Genomic DNA, 25,409 nt, shown 5'->3' with positions numbered 1-25,409 from the left:
CGAATCGTTAGAGCGTTACGTATTGATGAAAGATTTGAAGCTCCTGTCCAGTTGTGAGCAGGAGCTTTTTATACCCTTATAAAGAAAATAGGTGAAAAGAATGCAGAAAAGATTTTATAAAAAATGTCTTTTAACGTTAATGATTGCTGGAGTGGCAACGAGTAATGTGCTTCCTTTACATCCTTTTGCAGCGGAACAAAACATAAAAACATTGCAAGAGAGTGCAAAAAAATATTCTCTCGGACCAGCAGGGTTCCAAGATGTAATGGCGCAAACGACATCAAGTATATTTGCGATGGATTCATATGCAAAATTAATTCAAAATCAACAAGAGACTGATTTGAGTAAAATAAGTTCAATTAATGGTAATTTAAGAGGGAATATGATTCAGCATCAAAAAGATGCAAAAATTAATGCGGCATATTGGTTAAATAATATGAAGCCTCAAATTATGAAAACGGATCAAAATATTATTGATTACAACAATACTTTTCAAGCGTACTATAGTGACATGCTATTAGCGATTGATCAAAAAGATAGCGTAAAGTTAAAAGCGGATTTAGAAAAGTTGTATGCGGACATTTTAAAGAATCAAAATGAGGTAGATGTATTATTAGGGAATTTGAAAGCTTTTCGCGATAGAATGGCGAAAGACACAAATAGTTTTAAAGAGGATACAAATCAATTAACAGCGATTTTGGCAAGTACGAATGCTGGTATTCCAGCATTAGAGCAACAAATAAATACATATAATGATTCGATTAAAAAGAGTAATGATATGGTTATCGCTGGTGGTGTACTTTGCGTAGCGCTAATAACATGTCTTGCTGGCGGACCGATGATTGCGATTGCGAAAAAAGATATTGCAAATGCAGAACGAGAAATAACCAGTTTAAAGAATAGAATTTCAGGAGCACAAGCAGAAGTGGCAATTTTGACAGATGTGAAAAATAAAACGACTAATATGACAGAAACAATTGATGCAGCAATTACAGCACTGCAAAACATATCAAATCAGTGGTATACGGTAGGTGCGAAATATAACAATTTACTACAAAACGTAAAAGGAATCAGCCCTGAAGAATTTACCTTTATAAAAGAAGATTTAAATACAGCGAAAGATAGCTGGAAGGATGTAAAAGATTATACAGAAAAATTACATGAAGGCGTGGCGAAATAAACAGCGGAGTAGTTCCACTGTTTATTTTTTTTATCCCGTTTTTTGTGAGAGCCGATCTTGTAATTTTACCCATAAGTTTGCCGTGCATTTTATCAATGTAACTTTAGGATAATGTTTGGTCAAATTGATACTAATAACCTCGATAAACTCCTGATCACGCTTTTTATATTTAATATTTTAAGTAAAAAAGCTATACTATAGGCAAAACTAAAAATTGGAAAGGAAATACTAGAACATGGAAAATTATTTGTTATTTATCCTTACAGCAATCCTAATCATAATAATGCCTGGTCCCGGTTTTGCCTTAGTTACAAAAAACACTATCTCGCATGGTAAAAATGGTGGGATAAAGACCGTCTTAGGAACGGTATCTGGAATGATGATTCATACAATAATGGCTACACTAGGACTTTCTGCCATCCTAATGAAATTTGCGATGTTATTTACATTTATAAAATATGCTGGGGCTTTTTATTTAATTTACTTAGCTGTAAAGTCAATTAAAAGCGCCTTACATAAAAAAGAAGATATGTCAGGCTCAGTAGAAGTGGACTCTAAGGATATTGGAGCAATTAAAAGCTTTAGACAAGGATTTACTACGGCAATTTTAAACCCAAAAACTGCTGTGTTTTTCCTTAGTTTTTTACCCCAATTTATTGTGAGTAATCAAAATCATTTCCTACAATTTCTTTTATTAGGAGTCACATTTACGACTTTGACAGCAATATGGTATGTGCTTTATATTTCACTCATACGCCAATTAAGAACTTTTCTAAGAAAAGAAAGAGTGAACCGTACAATAGAGGGTATTACGGGCGCAGTATTGTTAGTATTTGGAGTTAGGTTGTTTTTCCAAAAATAAATATGTATATGAAAAGAGAAATAATCAATGGTGGTTATTTCTCTTATTTATTTATTCTAAAACTGCCATTTTACAATTGATTTCACACCTTCATACTAATTTTATGCCCATATCTAATTTGAAGTTTAAAAATGAGTTCCTTAATAACCTGACCGGTTTGCTTTATAAGGAAAAATATTACATTATGAGGGCAGGCTGATAATAAGTAAGGGATGGATAAAAAACCATTGATTAAAGTTTCATTGTATATACTAAGGGGAGTAGAAGTTTAGGCAGAGAAATTTAGGGAGTCGAAATTTCTTGCATAAAGCTGTATAATGCTTGTAACGAAAGGGAAATACAGGAAAGGGTTTGTAATGAGTTACTATGGATAAGGATAAACAACAATTAAGCGTTGAAGTTGCAAGATTATATTATCAATCAGATTATAGTCAGCAAGAAATTGCTAACAAATTAAATATCTCAAGACCGACAATCTCTAGATTATTAAAGTACGCGAAAGAAAAAGGATTTGTTCAAATTAGTATAGCTGATCCATTTGCTGACTTAGATAACGTTGGGAATTTACTTAAAGAAAAGTATAACTTGTTAGAGGCGCATGTTGTATTTTCTCCAGTGCCAGAATATGCAACGATTACGGAGTATATTAGTAAATATGCAGCTGAGTATATGGAAAAGACAGTGAAGACTGGTGATATCGTTGGTGTAAGCTGGGGAATGACGATGTATGAAATCGCTAGAAAAATCGTACCGCAACATGTGAAAGGTGTAGAGGTTGTCCAGTTAAAAGGTGGCATTAGTCACTCAAGTGTAAATACATATGCGAATGAAACGATCGCGTTATTTGCAGATGCTTTTCAAACGACGCCAAGAAATCTACCTCTTCCAGTTATATTTGATAATGCGGTGACAAAAGAATTAGTGGAGCAAGATAGACATATTCATCACATTATTGAAATGGGAAAACAAGCGAATATTGCAATTTTTACTGTCGGAACAGTGCGTGATGAAGCGTTATTATTCCGATTAGGATATTTAGATAAGGATGAAACTAGCTTACTGAAAAAACAAGCAGTCGGTGACATTTGTTCACGTTTCTTTGATGGAGACGGAAATATTAGTAGTGAAGAAATTAATAAGCGTACAATTGGAATTGAGTTAGAGGAACTTAAATTAAAGAAACGTTCTATTTTAGTTGCAGGTGGTAATAGAAAAATAAAAGCAATTGACGGTGCGTTACGTGGCGGGTATGCAAATGTACTAATTATAGATCAGCATACAGCGAAAGAATTGTTACATTATCAAAAAGGTTAGAAATAAAAGGCTTTCTCAAAATATTAATTTTGAGAAAGCCTTTTATTTTTAGTATGAATAAATCAATGTGTAGTACCTTGTAAAGTATTTGTAAGGAACGCTCTTTGATTGATCTCCTTTTTCAAAAATTAGTGAGTTAGCCATAATATCTCTATCTACAAAACTCCAGCCATCTTGCTCCATCATATCGATAAAAGGTTCCATTTTTCCGCGCTTTACTAAGTAGGGGTATTGATTATCTATCGGTTCTACTTCCACCATTTCTTTATCTTGAATAACCATCTTAGACATAGCTAAAGCAAATGGAACTGGGTTTCCTTCTTGGAAAATAACATCCCTTTTATAAAAAATAAATATGGATAGTGAGGTGCATACTAGCAATGTGAATATAAAGAATTTTGACTTAAACAAGTGGTTCACATCCTTTATTTACAAGCTTATACTACTTTCAATGTATTACTAGAAATTCCCTTCTAAAAAAGAATGAACAAAAGTTCAAAAGTGTATTTACATTTGTTCAACTAAGAGTTAGAATGAAGTTGTTAAAAGATATGAGGAGTGAAGATAATGAACATTGCAAAGTTAATTGACCATACAATTTTAAAACCAAATTCTACAAAAGAAGATGTTATGAAAGTAATCGAAGAGGCAAAGCAATACAAATTTGCTTCAGTTTGTATTAATCCTACATGGGTAAAGCTAGCTGCTGAAGAATTAGCTGGACATGATGTAGACGTTTGTACTGTAATCGGTTTCCCATTAGGAGCAAGCACTACTGAAACAAAAGCATTCGAAACAAAAGATGCTATCGCAAAAGGTGCAACTGAAGTTGATATGGTAATCAACGTAGGTGCTTTAAAAGATGGCGACAATGAGTTCGTTGAAAAAGACATTTATGAAGTAGTACAAGCAGCAAAAGGAAAAGCTCTTGTAAAAGTAATCATTGAAACTTGCCTTCTAACAGATGAAGAAAAAGTTCGTGCTTGTGAATTATCAGTAAAAGCTGGCGCTGATTTCGTAAAAACTTCAACTGGATTCTCAACTGGCGGAGCAACCGCTGAAGATATCGCGTTAATGCGTAAAACAGTTGGACCAAACGTTGGCGTGAAAGCATCTGGCGGCGTTCGTACACGTGAAGATGCAGACAAAATGGTAGAGGCTGGAGCTTCTCGCGTTGGAGCAAGTGCTAGTGTTGCAATCGTATTAAATGATGCAAAAGGTGCTACAGATAACTACTAATCAATAAAGTGTGAAAAGCAATAGATACACAAAGTAAAGTGTATCTATTGCTCTAATAATTGAAAAAAATGTAAGCGGATACGAATGGGAGGAGACGGCTTATGAAATACTTAATCGGTGTTTTTGGCCTCGTATTGATTTTAGGTATCGCTTGGCTTGCTAGTAATGATAGAAAGAAAGTCAAATATCGCCCAATCATAACGATGGTTATATTACAATTCATTTTGGGGTTTTTATTATTAAATACAAGCGTAGGGAATATATTAATTAGCGGAATAGCAGATGGTTTTGGAGAATTATTAAAATATGCCGCTGATGGTGTGAATTTCGTATTTGGTGGATTAGTAAATCAAAAAGAGTTTTCATTCTTTTTAAGTGTATTAATGCCAATCGTATTTATATCAGCTTTAATAGGTATTTTGCAACACATTAAAGTATTACCTATTATTGTGAAATCTATCGGTCTAGTATTAAGTAAAGTAAATGGGATGGGGAAACTCGAATCATATAACGCGGTAGCTTCTGCGATTTTAGGACAATCTGAAGTGTTTATTTCAGTTAAGAAACAACTCGGATTATTGCCAGAGAAAAGAATGTATACATTATGTGCATCTGCAATGTCTACAGTATCTATGTCTATCGTTGGATCATATATGGTGTTATTAAAACCGCAATATGTTGTAACCGCTTTAGTGCTTAACTTATTCGGTGGCTTCATTATTGCTTCTATCATTAACCCGTATGAAGTTACTGAAGAAGAAGATATGTTAGAAGTACAAGAAGAAGAGAAAAAGACATTCTTTGAAGTATTAGGGGAATACATTATAGATGGATTTAAAGTTGCGATTACAGTAGCAGCTATGTTAATCGGTTTCGTTGCCCTTATCGCATTCATTAATGCAGTATTTAAAGGTGTAATCGGTATCTCATTCCAAGAAATTCTTGGTTATGTATTTGCACCATTTGCATTTATTATGGGTGTTCCATGGCATGAAGCAGTTAACGCAGGGAATATTATGGCGACAAAACTTGTATCAAATGAATTTGTTGCGATGACAGATTTAGCAAAAGGAAACTTTAATTTCTCAGATAGAACGACAGCGATTATATCTGTATTCTTAGTTTCATTTGCAAACTTCTCTTCAATTGGAATTATCGCTGGGGCAGTTAAGAGCTTAAATGAAAAACAAGGGAATGTAGTCGCAAGATTTGGTTTGAAATTACTTTTCGGTGCAACATTAGTAAGTTTCTTATCAGCAACAATCGTTGGCTTATTATTTTAACAGATTCATATAATATAAAAAGGAATGGTGATTGTAATGAGAATGGTAGATATTATTGCGAAAAAACGTGATGGAAAAGAATTAACAACTGAAGAAATTAATTTCTTTATTAACGGTTATACAGATGGAAGTATTCCTGACTATCAAGCGAGTGCACTTGCAATGGCAATTTTCTTTAAAGATATGACGGATCGTGAACGTGCAGATTTAACGATGGCAATGGTTGAGTCTGGAGAAACAATCGACTTATCAGCAATTGAAGGCATTAAAGTAGATAAGCATTCAACTGGCGGTGTTGGTGATACAACAACATTAGTATTAGGACCATTAGTCGCTGCTTTAGATGTACCAGTAGCAAAAATGTCTGGTCGTGGTTTAGGACATACGGGCGGGACAATTGATAAATTAGAAGCGGTAGAAGGATTCCACGTTGAAATTACGAAAGAACAGTTCATTGATATTGTAAACCGTGACAAAGTGGCTGTTATCGGACAAACAGGAAACTTAACACCTGCTGATAAAAAGATTTATGCATTACGTGATGTAACAGGAACAGTAAATTCAATTCCTCTAATTGCAAGTTCAATTATGAGTAAAAAAATTGCAGCTGGTGCTGATGCAATCGTACTTGATGTAAAAACAGGTGCTGGTGCATTTATGAAAACCGAAGAAGATGCAAAAGAATTAGCTCATGCAATGGTACGTATCGGAAATAATGTTGGACGTCAAACGATGGCAGTAATTTCAGATATGTCACAACCTCTTGGTTTTGCGATTGGTAACGCTCTAGAAGTGAAGGAAGCAATTGATACTTTAAAAGGCGAAGGTCCAGAAGATTTAACAGAATTAGTACTTGTATTAGGAAGCCAAATGGTCGTACTTGCGAAAAAAGCAAATACATTAGAAGAAGCTCGTGAAATGCTAATTGAAGTTATGGAAAACGGAAAAGCAACTGAGAAATTTAAAGAGTTCTTAAGCAACCAAGGCGGAGACAGCTCAATTGTAGACAATCCAGAAAAAATGCCACAAGCGAAGTATGTAATTGATGTACCTGCAAAAACTTCAGGTGTTATTTCTAACATTGTTGCAGATGAAGTCGGTATCGCAGCTATGTTATTAGGTGCAGGTCGTGCGACAAAAGAAGATGAAATCGATTTAGCGGTAGGATTAATGTTACGTAAAAAAGTTGGCGATGCAGTAAAAGAAGGCGAGCCGTTCGTAACGATTTATGCAAATCGCGAAAATGTAGAAGATGTAAAAGCTAAAATTTATGAAAACATTTCTATCGCTGAAACAGCAGTGGCTCCTAAATTAGTTCATACAGTTATTACTGACTAATCATAATTACATTTACTTTGAGGAGGAAATAATATGGATAAGAAAAAATATATCGAAGAAGCAAATAAGATGTTGTCAAAAGCATATATTCCGTATTCTAAATTTCCTGTTGGTGCAGCATTAGTTACGAAAGAAGGTAAAATCTATACTGGTTGTAATATAGAAAATGCTTCTTACGGTTTATGTAACTGTGCAGAAAGAACAGCGATCTTTAAAGCCGTATCAGAAGGTGAGCGCGATTTTAGTTACTTAGTCATTACAGGCGAAACAGACGGACCGATTTCACCATGTGGTGCATGTAGACAAGTTATTGCTGAATTTTGTGATCCGAAAATGCCTGTATTACTAACGAATGTAAAAGGTGATGAAAAAGAAGTGACTGTGGAACAGTTACTGCCAGGTGCTTTCTCAATTGAAGATTTAAAATAAGTTAAAAGGCCATTCCACAATTAATAGTTGTGGAATGGCCTTTTTTATTTTCAATAATAGAATGTAATAATCTGTTCATATTCCGTTCATAAACTTTGCGTAAAATGATTGCAGTGAATATGGAAAGTTTACAGCAGGAGGAATATGATGAAGAAATTATATAATGCAGCATTCATTTACTTAATTATTGGTTTATTATCAGGTGTATTTGCTAGAGAGTATACAAAAGCGCAAGGAATTAAAGGATCCACTATGTTGCAATTAGTGCATACACACGTATTAGTGCTCGGCTTTGTATTCTTTTTGGTCGCTTTAGCTCTATTTAAAGTATTTAATGTCCGTGAAACAAAAAGTTTTCGTGCGTGGTTTGTTGTTTATAATGTAGGATTAATTTTTACTATTGCTACAATGGTATTTAGAGGTATTCTACAAGTAAATGGAACTGACTTTAATGGTTTAAGCCATATGGCTGGATTAAGTCATATCATTATAAGTGTTGGGCTCGTTTGGTTTATGATTTTGCTCAAAAAATCTTTTAAATAGATAGGAGTGGAGAGTATGAGTTTAGCACTTTTATCAAGTATAGTAGCGGTTTGTATGGCCGTTGGAGTTATGTTTCTTCGCTTGAAGTCAGCGAAAAAACCGGTAACGAAAAAGAAAATTATATTACCGCCAATTTTTATGAGCACTGGTGCAATGATGTACTTCTTACCAGAGTTTCGATTAACGTCTTTAGAAATAGTAGAGGCAATTAGCGTAGGACTTATTTTCTCTATATTTCTTATTAAAACATCTAAGTTCGAAATAAGAGGCGAAGACATATATATGAAACCATCAAAAGCGTTCATATTTATTTTAGTTGGTTTATTAGCTGTCCGGGTAGCATTGAAATCATATTTAAGTCAGTCGATTGATTTAACCCAATTAAGTGGAATGTTTTTCTTACTCGCTTTTGCGATGATTGTATCGTGGAGAATTGCGATGTATCGCTCGTTTACTAAATTAGAAAAGACAATAAAAAGAGCTGGAATTTCTATATAGGAATTTCAGCTCTTTTTATGTTTTATACGATTGTTTTTTTAGCTTTGATTTCATTTGCTTAATTTTAAACGTATTTGAGCATCTTGTAATGCAACTGGTGTAACGTTAAGACCATTTTGATCAACGATTTTTGTGTTTAATAAAATGGAATCTAAGCTCCCGCGAAATGTTTTTGTATAGTTTTGACGCAACATTTGTTGTTCTTGTTTTTCATCAACTGTTAATCCAAATGTTCTTTCTTTTTTTGATAATTCGTTAATACGGAATAAAATGTTTTTCATTTGTTTTCACCTCTAGTTAGATTTAATTACATTAGTTACTTACTAATGTATAGTTATTTTAACGTATCTTTTAATAAGTGTCAATGCCTATAAACATTCCTTGTTTTGTAAGTGTATGGGGTGATAAAGAATGAAAAAACTACAAATACTTGAAATAGAAAAGATGTTAATATACAATACCTAAGTAGGGTATATAGAGTATTGTTTTACTTTATGAGAGTAATAAGCAAAAAGGAGTATGTAATAATGAATTCAGTAATTTCAAAAAAAGAAACAATCATATCATATAGCATTGCTATTTTATTTATTTTAGCTATGGTAACAGCAGGTGTGTTATTAAATGATCCAGAAGTCATTTTGCCGGAAATAGCTGCGATGGCAATAGCTTTATGGGCATATCGTGAGCCGGGATGGCTAAGACAACCAGAAAAAATCTTTATTGCGCCGTCAATAACAGCTGTTATTGGTTTTGCAGTGAATCAAATGGATATTTTCTATATAGGAAAAGTTAGCTTAACACTTATATTAATGCTGTTGTTTTTACGTGTTATTCAATCCAATTTAGCACCATCTATTGCGACAGGTTTATTACCATTAGTAACAAATGCGACGGAATGGTCATTTGTTATCTCAGTCTTCGTTTTGACATTTATTTTAATGATTGGTGTTCTTATTTTTAAATTGAATAACGGTATTGAGAGAAAAGTTAAAATCCAATATAAATATATGGTTGTATTTCTATTTTTAAATTTTGTATGGATCAGTTTATGTTGGATAACTGGTTATGAACAATTAGCGGTTATTCCGCCAATTCTAGTCGTTGTGTATGAATCGATTCAAAAACCGATGTACAATGAAAAGATGGCTTTTAAACAAATAGTAGTATTAACTATATCGGCGACTGTTGGAACTTTATTGTATTTTGCAATTGATTCATGGATTGTAGTTACTTTATTAAATATGATATTGATGCTTATTTTGTTAAAAATTGTTGGGGTACGTATTCCAGCAGCTTATGCATTTCCATTACTTCCGCTCGTATTTCCTGATGAAATGATAAAAATGTTACCAGTAGGTTCATTTGTTGCGGGGGTATTTTTATTTGGCGCAGTGCTACTGTATAAGAAGTGGGAGATGAAGCAAAAGGGCATGCAAATGTAGAGAAGAAAATACAATCCCTAGTTAGCATAATAAATAGACACCCACGGGTGTCTATTTTCATTAAATGAAATTTAGCTTAACTCATTTAAGCAATTCACAAGTTCTGTTGTTTTAGAAAAGAATGGTGAATGATCAGCTTCCAAAGTAATTATTTTTGTGCAAGTAGTTTCTGTATTCATTCGGCGCTGAAAATCAATCGGAATCGCTCTATCTAGAGTTGTTTCGATATAAATACGATTTACAGTTCCAAAGTTCTCTTCTGATATTTTTAGCTCTTTTTGGAACGGTCCTAGTGGTTGAGGACGCATTTGATTAAAAGATGCTCCTTTAATAGAACCGTCTTCTGTAGCATTTAAAAATGTTTGTTCAATCAACTCTGGTATAAGTTCTGCGGTCATGTCATTCTCATTTATAGAGAATTGTGGGCCAGCTTCTCCGTCTAACTTACTACCAAGACTTTCTCCGTTTTGTGGCAAGAATGCACAAAGATATACTAATTTATCGATTTTATTTGGTATAAGCTCAGCGGTTTGAGTGATCACAATTCCACCCATACTATGTCCAACAAGAATAACTTTTTCATTTTGTTGATCTATAGTAGCTGTTACTGCATTAACATAGGAATCTAATGTTATATTTTGTGATGGAGTTGTATCTTTCCCACTTCCAGGTAAGTCTAGTGTAATAACTGTATGTCCGAAAGCCTCTAGTTGAGGTTTTACTAAATCCCATGCCCATTCACCTTGCCATGCTCCATGTACTAAAACGTAAGTACTCATTTAACCAACACTCCTCTAATGATTATAAGATTTATTCTTTCGTGATATTGATGATGTATACTTAGTGTATAGGAAGTGGTTTGATAAATATAATGAAGGTTATTTATAGATGATATAAATATCTTTTATATAAGGAGAACAGAATGAACGTTTTTGATTTTAAAGTTTTTAAAAATGTGGCTCGGTTGAACAGCATTAGTTTAGCAGCGAAAGACTTACATATGACACAGCCGGCTATAACTCATATCATAAACAAATTAGAGAAACGATATGCTTTAACTTTATTTGATCGCTCTAGACAAGGAACGATGTTAACTGAAAATGGAAAGGAATTTTTAGTTTGTGTAGATCGACTTCTAATGGAGTATGAAAACCTTGAAGAAACAGCTTTACAATTAAAAAATAATAACTTGTATAAGATTGTATTAGCTACATATCCTTCAGTTACTGTATATTGTTTGGCGGAGTGTATCGAACTAGGTAATTTTGATCAAAGTCAGTATGTGCTTGCAGTTCGAGAAGGAAGCTATCAAGAAGTGTTAGATTGGCTGTCTTCTGGAAGTGCAAATTTTTCTATTTCTATAAAAGAAAATTTAATACCAGGATTTCATTATGATGTAATTGGTGAAGATCCGTATGTTATGGTTTCTTCTAAGTCAGTTCCATCTGGTCTTACAATGAAAGAGTTGAAAAATTATCCTTTTATAATGCCGCTCTCTGGTTGTAAAGAAGTACTTGAACCATATTTGATAAAAAATGAAATAGTAGTTAATAAAGTGATGGAATCAGAGACAATTAGTTCGGCGTTAGCACTGGCTTTACAAGTTAACGGTATAACAATCGTTCCGTTATCAGGACTTCATAAACAAATTATTCATGACTTCATCGTGCAACCGATTGAAATTAAAATTCCACGGCAACTAATAATGCAATGGTCACCTAAAAAAGAAAATGACCCATTGTTTCTGACGTTTGCTATGAATTTATTAGCGCAGTTACAAAAAAAGAAAAAATAATAACATGTTTGTAAAAAAGGTAAGTTCGACTCACTTGAACTTGCCTTTTTTATTTATACCCAATATAAGGATATATCATAAAGTCCGATTAAAATGAGTAGTACCCCTGCTATACGCTGAATGTTTTTTCCTGTTTTTCGGCTCCTTTTAAGTAGTGCTCCATTTAATCCAAGGTAGGAGATGATGAACATAAGTACAACGATAGGTAGAGCAGTTCCTATCGAAAAGAATGTCGGAAACAAGTATCCATAATTAGATGAGAAAGATAAAGGGATTAACGTTCCGAAAAATAGAACGAACATAGTCGGACAGAAGGCTAAGGAAAAAAAGAATCCAAGTAAAAATGAGCCAACCTCATTTTGTTTTCGTATAAATTTGATTGAGAAGAAACTTCTTCCTTTTATAATACCTGCCAACATTAGCCCCATTAAAATTAATAAAGGTCCAATTATTTTTCGTAACCATGGGAAATACAAAGTTAATATTTGCTGAATCTCTTTTCCTAAGAAACATACTAATAGTCCAAGTGTCGTAAAAGCTATTATTTTTCCTAAAATGAATAACAATATATGTTTCCATGCATGTCCCTTTTGTAAAGATTGATTGCCATAAAGTGAAACTTTAATCAGTGGGGGTTTTGTTCATCCCCCACTGATTATTAGTTGAACCAATCGGGCATCTACGGGCAGTTGATATCCCACCTAACTTCTTTGTACTATCCGAATTTTGAGGTGGGAGTTTTACTGTCCGTTAATGCGGGATAAAGTGTAATAGCGCTAATGTTTCCTGTTAATTGGCAAGGAGAAAGGGTACCTACAATGCCTAATAAAAACGCAAATAAAAGAGGAATTGATTTCGTAGCATTCGCGATATCCATTAAAGGAGACATGAGTTGATAACTCCACTCGCTAACTGTTGAAAACACGTTATATTCACCTTTCTAACTAGTTATATTGTAATGTTCCATTTTTAGTAATCTGCTTCCACGTTTTACCGTCATCCATAGAAAGAAAGATATTTGCTTTCATTGTAGCAAAAACTATTTCAGCTGAATTTTGAGGATTTTGTGATATGTACATAATTGTATCTTTAGAATCTAAAGATGGAATCTGTAAGTTTGTTTCTTCATTTGTAGCAATTGATTTCTTCGTAATCAGTTGCTCAGTTTGCTTATTAATAGAGGCATAGATAATGTCTTCATTACTTAATGTAACTGCGGTCGATTCAACTGGTTTAGAAAATAGTTCAAATGTATTTCCATAATCTGTAGACAAATATACACCGTCTTTAGCACTTACCGCGACTACACTAGATTGATCTGGATGTGCTGAAAAGGAATGGATTGTACTTGAAAGACCGTTTAATTTACTATTTTTCCAATCTTGTCCGTTGTTCGTACTGAAATAAAAACCTTGTTGTAATTTAGAATTTGGACGCTCATTGTATAAATAAATTGCTTCCGTATTATATCCGACAGCAAGGTTATGAAAATCAGATTCTCCATAAAACGCTAGCTTTTCGAGGGTATTACCGCCATCAGAACTTTTCATTAGCCCTAAAGGATTTTTTAAATTTGCATCTGGTTCAGGATGACCGCTGGCAACGAATCCATTCTTTGTTGCCTGAAATCCCATGTAATCATGTAGCTCAGTCGTAGTTTCAAACCATTTACCATCTTGATAAACTTTTATACCACTGTGAGTTGCGATAGAAACCCCAGGCATATTTCCCGCGTAGCCAATTCCATGAATGTGCTCGATTTTTCCAGATGTAATTTCTTTATAGAAGTTTTGCGGAATCGTATTTGCTGTTTCTTTATTTTTTGGCTGAGATTGCACCGTTTCTTTTTTAGCTGGTGCTGTTTCAGCATTGCTAGAACATCCTGTAATTATTAATAAAGAAGTAATTGCTAACCCTGTTGCTACATAATGTTTCACTTTTGTAGACTCCTTTCCATATATATGAGATTTTAAGTATATGGAATAAATGTCAAGAAATTGTGGAGTGGTATGCATAATTTAGAGTGGAAGGGGCCCTAGTAATGAAGATTTTCTTTTCTCTATGAGCACTATTAATTGACGAAAAATTATAACAATAATAGAATGAATTATATTGGATAATCAGTTTCAAAATTATACATAGAACGCTAGGGGGATTATTATGAAATCAACATTTTTTGCTCAAAATAGAGAACGATTAGTAAACACATTACCGGATGAATCTATTACTATTTTATTTGCTGGGCAAGCACCTCATATGTCAGCCGATGCACATTATAAATTTGTGCCGAATCGAAATTTTTACTATTTAACGGGAATCGATGAGCCAAATGTTATTTTCATGTTGAAAAAGTTTGGAAATAGTGTGGAAGAAACTCTTTTCATTGAAAAATCAGATCCAGTAATGGAAAAATGGGACGGTAAAACAGTTTCTAAGGAAGATGCAGAACAAATTTCAGGCATAAAAAAAGTTGTATATATAGAAAGCTTTGAGAAGACAATGGCAAATACACTTTTCACAGAAAATGTGAAGCATCTGTATTTAGATTTAGAGCGTCGTGAGTGGAAGGGTACTGAGACGAAAACGTTAGCGTTTGCTAAATATGTAAGAGAACAGTATCCACACGTTTTAATTGGTAATGTATATCCGCATATTTGTGAATTACGAGTGTTTAAAACGGAAGAAGAAATTGAAATCATTAAAGAAGCGATTGCTGTAACTAAAGAGGGTATTTATAACGTGCTGAAGCATGCAAAAGCAGATGTGATGGAATATGAATTAGAAGCTCATTTTGATTTTACGCTTAAATCATCTGGAATTAAACATCATGCATTCAATACAATTTTGGCGAGTGGTAAAAATGCTACAGTCCTTCATTATGAAGATAATGATGCACAAATTCAAAATGGTGATTTAGTGCTGCTCGATTTAGGTGCTCAAAAAGATTACTACAACGCTGATATTAGTTACACATTCCCAGCTAGTGGAACATTTTCTAGTCGCCAAAAACAAATATATAATATAGTGTTAAAAGCATTGAAAGAAACAACTGAGCTTATTAAGCCAGGATTAAAGTTTACGGCATTAAATGAGCATACAAAAAAGGTACTGGCAGAAGAGTGTAAAGCAATTGGTTTAATTCAAGAAGATGAAGAGTTATCAAAATACTATTATCATGGCGTCAGCCATTTCCTTGGTTTAGATACTCACGATGTAGGAACATACAAAGATAGAGTGTTAGAAGAAGGTATGGTTATAACAATCGAACCTGGTCTTTATATTGAAGAAGAATCAATTGGAATTCGTATTGAGGATGATATTCTTGTAACAAAAGATGGGTATGAAAACTTGTCAAAAGATATCATTAGAGAAGTTGAAGAGATTGAAGAGTTTATGAGTGAAAATAATGTGAATGTAAAAGAAGATGAAGTTGTTACGAAATAATTATTAGAAGAGGCGCTCAATTTTGGGCGTCTTTTTATTTGGGCCATTTTAAACCTCCATATTTTCTTGAAAATTGTCTTCTATAATAATCTTGAAAAAGAAAAAGGAGGGATTTTCAATGAAGAGATTTATATTAACAGCAGTTACAGTCTCCGTAATATCTTTAATTGCTGCATGTTCTGCGACCACAAATACAACAAATGATCATAAAAATATGGACGATAAAAAAACAACACAGACTGAAACGGCTACAAAACCATTGAAAGTTGTAAAAGGGCCAGAAGTTACTTTAGTAGCGAAAGAAGAAAAGCAAAAGCTAAGTAACGGTGTTATTGTTCCAGTCTGGACATTTAATGGCTCATCCCCAGGTCCAGAAATCAGAGTGAAAAAAGGTGAAAAGGTTAAAGTAACATTAAAAAATGAATTATCTGCACCAGTATCTATTCATTGGCATGGGTATCCTGTCCCAAATAACATGGATGGAATTCCAGGTGTGACGCAAGATGCGGTTGAACCTGGAAAGAGTTTCATCTATGAATTTGAAGCGAACGTACCAGGAACATATTGGTATCATTCGCATCAAGATTCTGTGAATCAACTAGATAGAGGTTTATATGGTGCTCTCATTGTAGAAGATACTAATGAAAAATATGATAAAGATTACACATTAATGTTGGATGAATGGGTTACAGATAAAGAAGAAATTAATAAGCAGTTAAAAGAAATGACAAAAGGGCAAAAAGATAATAAATCTAAGGAAAATGAAAATAAGAAAAAGAATGATGATAAGAACGGTATGGATCATTCCGGTATGGACATGGGCAGTGATAAAAAAGACTCTAGTAATATGGCAGGAATGGACCATGGAAATATGAGGATGGAAGGTCATGATATGAGTATGTATGACTTATTCACAATCAATGGTAAAAGCGGAGATTTAGTAGAGCCATTAAAAGTGAATAAGGGTGATAAGGTTCGTCTTCGACTCGTTAATGCGGGTTATCTATCACATGATATACACGTTCACGGTCATGATTTAAAAGTAATTGCGACAGATGGTCAACCAATTAATGATCCAAAAGTTATAAAAGACAAAGTAATTTCAATTGCACCGGGTGAACGTTATGATATTGAATTTACAGCTAACAATACTGGGAAATGGTATGTGGAAGACCACTCAGCAAATAAAGGTGTCAAAGGAATGAAAGCTGTTATTGAATATGATGGCAGCAAAGAGATGAAAGACAAAGCAGATGAAAAAGAAAAATTACCGAAATTAGATATGACGAAATATGGTGCTAAAAAATTAGGTAGTTTCACGTTAGATCAACAGTATATTGCCACATATAATATGGACTTGAATACACAAATGAATGGAAATGAAATGGTATATACAATTAACGGAAAGGTATTCCCAGATATTGACCCAATTTCAGTGAAAAAGGGTGACTTAGTAAAAGTAAAATTAGTAAATCGCTCTAAAGCGGACGATCATCCGATGCATTTACACGGTCATTTCTTCCAGGTGTTAAGTAAAGATGGAAAACCGGTAGAAGGTTCTCCAATTGTTAAAGACACTTTGAACTTAAAACCAGGAGAAGAATATGAAGTAGCCTTTGTAGCAGACAATCCGGGTGAATGGATGTTCCACTGTCATGATTTACACCATGCTTCAGCGGGGATGGTAACAGAAGTGAAATATACAGATTATAAATCTGATTATGTTCCAAACCCTAACATTCCTAATAAGCCAGAATAATATGAAGCAGTTATCCTATGGATAGCTGCTTATTTATTTTCGTTGCAAGTGTTAATGCATATGTTGATCGTGCCCGGATGAAGATGGGGGAGTATGGTCGGGGAATGTCACGAACACGGCAACGATAATTACCACACTAATTGAAAGTAATAATAAAAAACGCCGTTGGATAAAAGTAGAAAAGGTTTCTGATAAAAGTTGAATTATACATGACATAGTTATTGTTATAGTAAGTAAAAGACTAATGAACAGTATACTGTGGGCTTGTTGAGCGTTTAACATTTCTGTAATCATAGCTCCCATCATACTTGCCATTAATCCAGAGAACAGTCCTTCTAAAGCAGTATATAGGTGAAAACGTAGACCGACTAAAAAACCGATAAACCCACTAATCAAAATAGCAAGTAAAGTAGAATATAGTAATTCTCCTTTGAAGAGAATCCCTAAATAAAAACCTATACTTAAACCGATACACATACTAAAAGACATAATAAATACCATATACTCCATTAGGGTACCCTTACGTTTAGAAATATATGATGTAATAATAATCGAGATACAACAAAGTGTTAAGGCAGTTAACGTATAAGCGAACATCATGATACCTCCCTGTCCTATCATTCACTTCATCATATGTTCAAATGGAGAGTACTTATGCTAATATATATCTGCAAATTATCTGCACAATTTAAAAAAGGTAAGTTCAATATAATTTTCAAATAATGATAGTTCTCTTAGTGGACGATGCTTCATAAAGAATTGTTGTATTTTTATTTTGAAAGAATATATGTAAGCAAGTAGTAGTGAATGGAAAAGATGTTCGATTTTTGAGCGTCTTTTTTGTCTATAAGCATGAGAAAGAAAGTGTTATATAATGAGTTTCTATTGTGAAGCTATAAAGAATAAGCGTATAATATTATAGGTCTCCCATTTGTGAGGCAAACCGCGAATGATAAATAAGATGGTTGTTTTATCATCGCTTCTAAACAGATAGACAATGAAAGTAACACTGGAATACAGATAGGGAGTTAGAAGATGAAATTAATTATTGCCGAGAAACCAGATCAAGGTTTGGCTCTTGTTTCACAGTTTAAATATCGCCGGAAAGATGGGTATTTAGAAGTAGAAGCAAATGAGTTATTTCCAAATGGAGCGTACTGTACATGGGCAATTGGTCATTTGACGCAGTTATGTAATCCAGAACATTATCACGCTGAGTGGAAGAAATGGTCACTTAATACATTGCCGATGATTCCAGAGCGTTTTCAATTTGAGGTAACAAAGTCAAAGTATAAGCAATTTAACGTTGTGAAACAGCTGTTACATAATCCACAGGTAACAGAAATTATTCACGCGGGTGATGCTGGGCGTGAAGGGGAACTGATTGTAAGAAATATTATTAATCTTTGCAACGTGCAAAAGCCAATGAAGCGTCTTTGGATTTCATCTTTAACGAAGCAAGCTATTTATCAAGGATTTAAAAACTTACTAGATGAAGCAGATACGATTAATACGTATTACGAAGCATATACAAGATCTTGCGCTGACTGGGTCGTTGGTATGAATGCATCGCGTGTCTTTAGTATTTTGCTAAAGAAAAAAGGAATGAATGATGTGTTTTCCGCTGGTCGTGTACAAACACCAACATTAGCACTCATTGTAAAGCGTGAAAAAGAAATAGAGAACTTTAAGTCAGAGCCGTTTTGGGAAGTGTTCGCAACCTTTAATATAGAAGGAAAGAAATATGAGGGGAAATGGGAGAAAGATAATGAGTCCCGCTTAAATGACCCTGATTTGGCAAATAAAATTGCAGCGTTTTGTCAAAACAAACCGGCTGTAGTAAAAGAAATGAAAACGGAGCGTAAAGAGTTTCAGCCGCCGTTTTTATTTAATTTATCAGCACTGCAAGCGACAGCGAATAAAGCCTTTAAATTTTCACCAAAAAAGACACTTGATATAACGCAAGCACTATATCAAAAAGGGATTGTCTCTTACCCTCGTTCGGATTCTAACTATGTTACACAAGGAGAGGCAGCGACGTTCCCTGATATTTTACAGAAGTTAAGTCAGTTTGATGAATATAAAGGTTTATTGCCAGCACCAATTGAATCGATTATGAATAATAAGCGTTATGTGAATGAAAAGAAAGTTACAGATCACTACGCAATTATACCGACAGAGCAAGTTACAAATCCAAGCAAACTATCAGGTGATGAAAAGAAAATTTACGATATGATCGTAAGAAGGCTGATTGCGGCGCATTATGAAGTAGCAATCTTTGATTACACAACGATTACAACTCTTGTAGACGAACGTGCTGCGTTCATTTCGAAAGGAAAACAGCAAATTCAAGAAGGTTGGCGTAAAGTTATTTTCCAAGACGATAAAGATGACGAAACGATTCTTCCAATTGTAGCTGAAGGTGAACAAGGAAAAGTTGTAAAGGTGAAAGTGAAAGAAGGAAAAACACAGCCACCGAAACGTTATACAGAAGGACAACTCATTACGTTAATGAAAACGGCCGGTAAGTATTTAGAAAATGAAGAGCTTGAGAAAGTATTGAAGAAAACAGAAGGTTTAGGTACTGAGGCCACTCGTGCTGGTATTATTACAATGCTGAAAGACCGTAAATATATAGATGTACAGAAAAACCAAGTGTACGCAACCGATAAAGGGAAAGTATTAATTACAGCAATCGGTGATAAAATACTAGCTTCACCAGAAATGACAGCAAAATGGGAGCAACGCCTTGCGGAAATTGGAGAAGGTACAGCTTCACCAGCGACATTTATGGAGCAAACGAAAAAGCTATCAGCTAAAATTATTGAAGACGCGGTAGAAATGTCGGAGAAATGGGATTTCACCGGATTACATGTTGAATCGATTGAGCGAAAAGGATCGAAATTTACAACAGGTAAAAAGGTCGGGAACTGTAAAAAATGCGATGGCGATGTTATTGATAAGTCGACGTTTTACGGTTGTTCTAACTACAATACAACACAATGTGATTTTACCATCTCGAAGAAGATTTTAAGCAAAGCTATTTCGCAAAAAAACATGACGAAACTATTAAAAGGTGAGAAGACCGATTTAATTAAAGGCTTTAAAAAAGGCGAGAAAACGTTTGATGCGAAGTTAGAGTGGAAAGATAATAAGATTAATTTTGTGTTTGAGAATTAAGTGGTTTCAACAAATGAAAAAGCTCTTTCCCGAGTAAAATGTGCTGTATTAGGTTTGAAAATATAGATAGAAAAGAAAAAGCATGACAATTTTATGTCATGCTTTTTTATTTTATAATGACAGAGTTTTGTACACTAGCACTAAAATTTATTTGAAATAATTGTTTGAAAAGATAGTATGAAATAGTGTTAAGTAGCAATAAAGTCTTTTAAAATATAAAAAAGTTGTTTAAAGATCCTTCTTTAACTAAACGGCAGGTTAGTTTTAATACAATGTTTGTTTTATCATTTAACCAAAGTGATAGAAGGTCAAAGAAAAGGCAGTAATAAAGAAGTGCCATTCCTAATGTGGACTGGCACTTGGTAAGGTGTAAAATTCATTATTTGATTTCGGCTGAGGAATTTGATTCATCTATTTTTCCTGTACTTTATTATGATTCCTTAGACAGCCTTTTCTGTTTTAAATACCCATTGTTGGAGAGGTGGTTGATAATACGGTAGCATCCACCCTAAAATTTTGCCGATAAAATAGGCGGCAATTAGTGTGCCGATTCCGATTGAGCCTAATGATTGAATGAAAACTATACAGATTACACCAGCCACACAAATGTTTATTAAATCGCTCAAAATTTTTGCTTTACCGAATTTTAAATTGAATTTTTCACTAATTGCATAAGTTAACGCATCATACGGCATTAATGGCAGTTTCGCTGTTGTATAGCCCATTAAACCGACCGCTATAACAAATAAACTAACAATCAAATATACACTTCGAGCAAGGAGAGTTTCAGGTGCAGGGAAAAGTTGTACAAGGAAGAGCGTTGCATCCATGAAAAAACCAAATAAAAACGAAATAATGAATTGACTCACAAATTCATTTAACTCCATTCGTTTACTTAATATCACTTGAATAATAATGTATAAAACATTTGCAAGCGCCATTGTCACACCAACCGATAAACCAATCGTTAGCGTACTTGCATATGCTAATGATGACACAGGCGATACACCAAATCCTGCTTGAATCGACATGCTAATGCCAATCGACATAAAAAATAACCCGAGCACGTATAAGATGATGCGCTTCAAGGTTCTACTCCAATGATTCATAGTATCTCTCACTTTCTAGTTAATATTATCAATATAAAGACTATAGCTATAGAATTAAATATAACGCTAAATTCGACATATGAAAAATATATATATGATAAACTAATTATATCAAAAAACATATGACGGAGAGATACAATGGATTTCAGGCAATTATATTACTTTAAAGAAATTGTGAAACAAGGAAGCATTTCTAAGGCAGCAGAAGTGCTCCATATCGCGCAGCCCCCACTTAGCCAATTATTAAAAAAGCTTGAAACTGATCTTGGCACAACTTTAATTCATCGATATCGTCAAAAATGGGAGCTTACAGCAACAGGTGAAATACTATACCAATATGCCAATCAAATGTTAATGCAAATTCAAGATGTAAAGCAGCAAATTCAAGAAATTGAACAAGGTATAGGCGGAACAGTAAGTATCGGTGTATCGTCTACATGTTCGAATATGCTCATTGACTATGTTAGTACGTTTAGAACACAATACCCTAATGTCAAAATAAAAATAGTAACTGGAAATTCAGAAGAATTATTAAAAAGACTAGAACAAAGAGAAATTGATGTTGCCTTACTTTTACGATTGGGCAATAGTGAACAATATGAGATGAAAATATTAAAAAAACAACCAACCGCTGTGATTATTCCATCAAGTTGGGCAACATCGTTTTCATCACAGCATGTGACGATTGAACAGATTGCCCAGTTTCCATTCATTATGTTAGGAGCAATGGAAGGACTCTCCTTCAATGAAGACCTTTTCAAAGTATTTGATGAACATCAAGTCAAGCCAAATATCATTATCGAGTGTAAAGATATAAGGATGGTTGTAGCACTTGTTAGTAGAGGACTAGGATTATCCGTTATTCCAAGAATGGATTACACATCATCATTTTTAGAACATACAACGCTTTTTGAATTGAAACAATTTGATTTTCAGTTAGAGCCTGTAATAGTAAAATTAAAAGACCAAAGAATTTCCAAAGTAGCATCTCAATTTTGGGAAATGGTTGATTAGGAGATATGAACAAAGCAAAAATAGCCTTCAATCAAGTAATAAAGACATCTTACGAAAAATTGAGCCGGGATAAAAAGTTCTTTACTTGAGGAAGTTTCAAAACTGACTGTAGCTATATAAATAAAAGGTAAAAAGTTCTTTACTAATTTGAAAAACGCAGTAATTACATTACTTATTAGTAAAGAATTTTTTATACAAGGACATAAGTGGTTTCAACAAATGAAAAAGCTCTTTCCTGAGTAAAATGTGCTGCATTAGGTTTGAAAATATAGATAGAAAAGAAAAAGCATGACAAGTTTATGTCATGCTTTTTTATTTTATAATTACAGAGTTTTGTATACTAGCACTAAAATTTATTTGAAATAATTGTTTGAAAAGGTGTTATTAAATTGGACGTTTATATCATTTTGATCATTTCTTTGAATGAGGAATGCTTTTTGTTTTTGCTTGGAATAAAAATATACAACAAAAATACTATCTGAAATAATAAAATTTTATTGCGAAACAATAAATTCTATATTAAAATCAAAAACATAATAAATAAGTGTGGTGCTTTTTATGGAAAAGGTAACAACTTTATTTTTTAAAATAGAGGAGGTATAAATATGGAGGTTAACAATTTAATAATTGAAAATATGGATAACCCTCATGAGTTGGAGAGACTGTATAGAAAAGACCCGAAAGCTTTTAAAAAGTCATTCTCACAAGCATGGGATGAAAACCCTGATTCTCAGCTTCTAGCTGCTTGGTATGAAAGGATGCATTTCAAGGAAACGGAAAATGCAGAAAAAATATCGCTGTTTCAAAAAGGTTTCTTATTCATGGGCATGTTAGCTATTCTAGCTGGGCTAAGCACCAGAATCATTTTTCACTTTGTCGAGCAGGAAGCAATTGCTCCAATTAACCTAGCTTTTGGTGTAATTCCTTTTATTGTTGCTTATTTTATTTACAATAATACTCCGAAAAAAAGTATTATTTATTTCCTTGCGGCGTTGTTCCTAATTTCCGGGTTGTATCTTAATATGTTGCCATTAACTTATAAAGACAGCATTATCCTTGCTTATTTACATCTTCCTATATTGTTATGGGTCTTAGTAGGGTTTGCGTTTACAGGAAATGAATATTCAAAAGGAAGTACGAGATTAGCTTATATTAAATTTAATTTGGAATATGGTATTCTCTACGCCAGCATGGCAGTGAGCGGAATGGTACTAGCAGCATTAACCATGCAGTTATTTAGGTTTGTTGACTTGAATATAGAAGAATTCTATTTTAGTAATGTTATTTTATTTGGTGCTGCCGCTCTCGCTATTGTGGCTGCATACTTGGCATCAATGAATCTTAAACTTGCTAAGAATATTACACCATACATATCTAAAATTTTTAGTCCTCTCGTCCTGATCACATTGTTGATTTATCTTATAACGGTTATATGGGTCGGGAAAAATCCGTTCTTGGACCGCAATTTCCTAATGGCCTTCAACGGAATACTCCTTGGTGTATTGGCTGTTACTATATTTTCCATTGTTGAGAGTGAATCAGACGAGAAAAAGAACATTTCAGATTATATCAATTTTGCCTTAATTGTTCTTGCGCTTATTATTGACACTGTAGCTTTGTCAGCCATCGTATTCAGACTTTCTTCTTATGGGATTACACCTAATAGACTTGCTGTTTTAGGAGTAAACATACTGATTTGGGCAAATCTCATTTGGATTATGTTATCCTATATGCGTTTTCTACAAAACAAATCAGGACCGACAGCTATCCAAGACGCCGTTACGAAGTATTTGCCAATCTACGGACTTTGGGCAGCTTTCGTTATATTTACTTTTCCTATAATTTTTAATTAGAAAGGATCTGTTAATGTAACGAAAAGTTAATTTTCTATTATTTCATTTTTATTAATGAGTAAGAGACGATAAGTATCGTTAATTCTATAATTTCTCGACAATAAAAAACGTCCGCAGTGGGACGTTTTTTATTATGTGTATTGCTTTTTTTTCTTAATAAGCAACAGCACTTGTGAAACACTAGCAAGCACAGGCAATTCAATTAACGGTCCAATGACCAAGGCAAGTGCAATAAGAGGTTCGTCTGGAAAAGCAGTCACAGCAATTGCGAGTGCAACAGGCGAGTTTCTCGCTAATGTTGTTAAGCTGAGGCTTACGGTGTCTTCGTAGGATAAATGCATCATACGTCCTACAAACTGTCCTAGTATAAAGTTAATCATGAAGAACAGTAATACTGGTATAAGTAACAATAAAACAACATTCATATTTTGTAATAAGTACTTACCTTGTGAGGCAAACATCGCTAATATTGCTAAACTTAAAAATACAATTTGAGCAGAGCTGAAAAACGGAATGAGTTTATTCTCAAGTGTTTCAGCTTTTTTCATTTTATGCATAATGAATTTTGTAGCGTGTGCAAGTAAAAATGGTAAAACAAGTACAATAACAATACTTTCTACTAAAATAGAAATTTCTACTGCTTTCATTACACCAGCAAATAAAAATAAATACACCGGCAGCAATAATACTTGTAAAATTAAATTTACCGGTAGAATTGATGTAGATAACGCGACGTTACCTTTTGCGATCTCTGTGAAAATTAAATACCAGTCTGTACACGGAGTAACCATTAACATAATAAAGCCAACCCAAAGTGCTGGGTGATCTGAAAGAAATAACGCGCCTAATCCCCAAGCAAGAAAAGGTGTCCATATAAAGTTAATACCTAGGCTTGTTCCAGCGAATTTTAAGTTACGGAAGCCATTTTTTATATCATTTAATGGGATGCTGAGGAATAATCCGTAAAGCATTAAAAATAAGAAGGGGACAATAAATTTTTCTGAATGCATATGTATCATATTAAATTGTCCTAATATAACCCCGAATATAACAGCTGCAAGAATGATAAAGGTTTGAATCTTTTCTAAAGTACTCATTAATAAATCCTCTCTATAGATGAATTTCTC

Annotated in this window: 23 protein-coding genes and 1 pseudogene; 16 read left to right on the top strand and 8 right to left on the bottom strand. The window is 33.8% G+C overall.

Translation table 11 applies throughout. From position 1 onward, the window contains the following. The first annotated feature begins 100 nt into the window (after positions 1 to 100). The 3 genes from nheC (at position 101) to MR066_RS14590 (ending at position 3,356) form a co-directional block, all read left to right on the top strand. Positions 101 to 1,180, top strand: a complete 1,080-nt coding sequence (gene nheC, locus MR066_RS14600; RefSeq protein WP_242247551.1) for a non-hemolytic enterotoxin subunit C — start codon at positions 101 to 103, stop codon at positions 1,178 to 1,180. Positions 1,181 to 1,415: 235 nt separating this feature from the next. Then, a complete protein-coding gene (locus tag MR066_RS14595; RefSeq protein ID WP_098763821.1) occupies positions 1,416 to 2,042 on the top strand; it encodes a LysE family translocator in 627 nt (208 codons plus the stop codon). A 366-nt stretch (positions 2,043 to 2,408) separates the two neighbouring features. Next, positions 2,409 to 3,356 carry a sugar-binding transcriptional regulator gene (locus tag MR066_RS14590; protein ID WP_002086262.1) on the top strand — a complete coding sequence of 316 codons (948 nt, stop codon included), beginning with the start codon at positions 2,409 to 2,411 and terminating at the stop codon, positions 3,354 to 3,356. Positions 3,357 to 3,404: 48 nt separating this feature from the next. Here MR066_RS14590 and MR066_RS14585 read toward each other — a convergent pair whose 3' ends face one another. Then, positions 3,405 to 3,767: a hypothetical protein gene (locus tag MR066_RS14585; RefSeq protein ID WP_002086260.1), complete on the bottom strand. Its 363-nt coding sequence runs from the start codon at positions 3,765 to 3,767 to the stop codon at positions 3,405 to 3,407. A gap of 156 nt (positions 3,768 to 3,923) precedes the next feature. Between MR066_RS14585 and deoC the strand changes: the two genes are divergently transcribed. From deoC to MR066_RS14555, 6 genes are all read left to right on the top strand, one after another. Continuing rightward, complete coding sequence (gene deoC, locus MR066_RS14580) at positions 3,924 to 4,595, top strand: deoxyribose-phosphate aldolase (protein WP_002012110.1); 672 nt, start codon at positions 3,924 to 3,926, stop codon at positions 4,593 to 4,595. A gap of 101 nt (positions 4,596 to 4,696) precedes the next feature. Then, entirely contained in the window at positions 4,697 to 5,878 is a 1,182-nt protein-coding gene (locus MR066_RS14575) for a NupC/NupG family nucleoside CNT transporter (protein WP_002012109.1), read from the top strand. Positions 5,879 to 5,914: 36 nt separating this feature from the next. Then, a complete protein-coding gene (locus MR066_RS14570) occupies positions 5,915 to 7,216 on the top strand; it encodes a pyrimidine-nucleoside phosphorylase (RefSeq protein WP_016103150.1) in 1,302 nt (433 codons plus the stop codon). A gap of 33 nt (positions 7,217 to 7,249) precedes the next feature. Then, the gene (locus MR066_RS14565; RefSeq protein WP_000358532.1) at positions 7,250 to 7,645 is read left to right on the top strand and encodes a cytidine deaminase; all 396 of its coding nucleotides are present in this window, start codon (positions 7,250 to 7,252) and stop codon (positions 7,643 to 7,645) included. 147 nt (positions 7,646 to 7,792) lie between these two features. Next, positions 7,793 to 8,188, top strand: coding sequence for a DUF2871 domain-containing protein (locus tag MR066_RS14560; RefSeq protein WP_002186142.1), 396 nt, complete (start codon positions 7,793 to 7,795; stop codon positions 8,186 to 8,188). Between the two features lie 15 nt (positions 8,189 to 8,203). After that, positions 8,204 to 8,686, top strand: a complete 483-nt coding sequence (locus tag MR066_RS14555; protein WP_242247550.1) for a CcdC family protein — start codon at positions 8,204 to 8,206, stop codon at positions 8,684 to 8,686. Positions 8,687 to 8,736: 50 nt separating this feature from the next. Here the strand turns inward: MR066_RS14555 and MR066_RS14550 are convergent, their stop codons facing one another. Further along, the gene (locus MR066_RS14550; RefSeq protein WP_242247549.1) at positions 8,737 to 8,967 is read right to left on the bottom strand and encodes a DUF896 domain-containing protein; all 231 of its coding nucleotides are present in this window, start codon (positions 8,965 to 8,967) and stop codon (positions 8,737 to 8,739) included. 246 nt (positions 8,968 to 9,213) lie between these two features. On the opposite strand from MR066_RS14550, the gene MR066_RS14545 reads away from it, so the two are divergent. Further along, a complete protein-coding gene (locus MR066_RS14545; RefSeq protein WP_242247548.1) occupies positions 9,214 to 10,128 on the top strand; it encodes a hypothetical protein in 915 nt (304 codons plus the stop codon). A 71-nt stretch (positions 10,129 to 10,199) separates the two neighbouring features. Here the strand turns inward: MR066_RS14545 and MR066_RS14540 are convergent, their stop codons facing one another. Further along, entirely contained in the window at positions 10,200 to 10,907 is a 708-nt protein-coding gene (locus MR066_RS14540; protein ID WP_002086247.1) for an alpha/beta fold hydrolase, read from the bottom strand. Between the two features lie 143 nt (positions 10,908 to 11,050). On the opposite strand from MR066_RS14540, the gene MR066_RS14535 reads away from it, so the two are divergent. Further along, entirely contained in the window at positions 11,051 to 11,923 is an 873-nt protein-coding gene (locus tag MR066_RS14535; RefSeq protein ID WP_242247547.1) for a LysR family transcriptional regulator, read from the top strand. Between the two features lie 53 nt (positions 11,924 to 11,976). On the opposite strand, the pseudogene MR066_RS14530 reads toward MR066_RS14535, so the two are convergent. Both MR066_RS14530 and MR066_RS14525 read right to left on the bottom strand, forming a co-directional pair. Beyond that, a pseudogene (locus tag MR066_RS14530) lies at positions 11,977 to 12,848 on the bottom strand (urease accessory protein UreH domain-containing protein). Positions 12,849 to 12,867: 19 nt separating this feature from the next. Beyond that, a complete protein-coding gene (locus tag MR066_RS14525) occupies positions 12,868 to 13,860 on the bottom strand; it encodes a F510_1955 family glycosylhydrolase (protein WP_242247545.1) in 993 nt (330 codons plus the stop codon). 223 nt (positions 13,861 to 14,083) lie between these two features. Between MR066_RS14525 and MR066_RS14520 the strand changes: the two genes are divergently transcribed. Both MR066_RS14520 and MR066_RS14515 read left to right on the top strand, forming a co-directional pair. Beyond that, positions 14,084 to 15,367: an aminopeptidase P family protein gene (locus tag MR066_RS14520; RefSeq protein WP_002012280.1), complete on the top strand. Its 1,284-nt coding sequence runs from the start codon at positions 14,084 to 14,086 to the stop codon at positions 15,365 to 15,367. A gap of 118 nt (positions 15,368 to 15,485) precedes the next feature. Beyond that, entirely contained in the window at positions 15,486 to 17,126 is a 1,641-nt protein-coding gene (locus tag MR066_RS14515) for a multicopper oxidase family protein (RefSeq protein ID WP_242247544.1), read from the top strand. Between the two features lie 51 nt (positions 17,127 to 17,177). On the opposite strand, the gene MR066_RS14510 is transcribed toward MR066_RS14515, so the two are convergent. Further along, positions 17,178 to 17,723: a hypothetical protein gene (locus MR066_RS14510; RefSeq protein WP_002141309.1), complete on the bottom strand. Its 546-nt coding sequence runs from the start codon at positions 17,721 to 17,723 to the stop codon at positions 17,178 to 17,180. A gap of 438 nt (positions 17,724 to 18,161) precedes the next feature. On the opposite strand from MR066_RS14510, the gene topB reads away from it, so the two are divergent. After that, on the top strand, positions 18,162 to 20,306 hold the full coding sequence (gene topB, locus MR066_RS14505; protein WP_002012275.1) for a DNA topoisomerase III: 2,145 nt from the start codon (positions 18,162 to 18,164) through the stop codon (positions 20,304 to 20,306). Positions 20,307 to 20,746: 440 nt separating this feature from the next. Here topB and MR066_RS14500 read toward each other — a convergent pair whose 3' ends face one another. Beyond that, the gene (locus MR066_RS14500) at positions 20,747 to 21,415 is read right to left on the bottom strand and encodes a YczE/YyaS/YitT family protein (RefSeq protein WP_242247543.1); all 669 of its coding nucleotides are present in this window, start codon (positions 21,413 to 21,415) and stop codon (positions 20,747 to 20,749) included. A gap of 138 nt (positions 21,416 to 21,553) precedes the next feature. Here MR066_RS14500 and MR066_RS14495 point away from each other — a divergent pair, with 138 nt between their 5' ends. Beyond that, positions 21,554 to 22,429 carry a LysR family transcriptional regulator gene (locus MR066_RS14495; RefSeq protein ID WP_000347551.1) on the top strand — a complete coding sequence of 292 codons (876 nt, stop codon included), beginning with the start codon at positions 21,554 to 21,556 and terminating at the stop codon, positions 22,427 to 22,429. 605 nt (positions 22,430 to 23,034) lie between these two features. Next, positions 23,035 to 24,282, top strand: a complete 1,248-nt coding sequence (locus MR066_RS14490) for a DUF4153 domain-containing protein (RefSeq protein ID WP_016092821.1) — start codon at positions 23,035 to 23,037, stop codon at positions 24,280 to 24,282. Between the two features lie 131 nt (positions 24,283 to 24,413). On the opposite strand, the gene MR066_RS14485 is transcribed toward MR066_RS14490, so the two are convergent. Next, positions 24,414 to 25,379: an arsenic resistance protein gene (locus MR066_RS14485; RefSeq protein WP_242247542.1), complete on the bottom strand. Its 966-nt coding sequence runs from the start codon at positions 25,377 to 25,379 to the stop codon at positions 24,414 to 24,416. Between the last annotated feature and the right edge of the window lie 30 nt (positions 25,380 to 25,409).

Source organism: Bacillus cereus group sp. BfR-BA-01523 (assembly GCF_022662615.1).
In the GTDB taxonomy this organism is placed as follows: domain Bacteria; phylum Bacillota; class Bacilli; order Bacillales; family Bacillaceae_G; genus Bacillus_A; species Bacillus_A mycoides.
The sequence above is the reverse complement of the archived record's forward strand: the minus strand, read 5'-3'. Positions and strand labels throughout refer to the sequence as shown.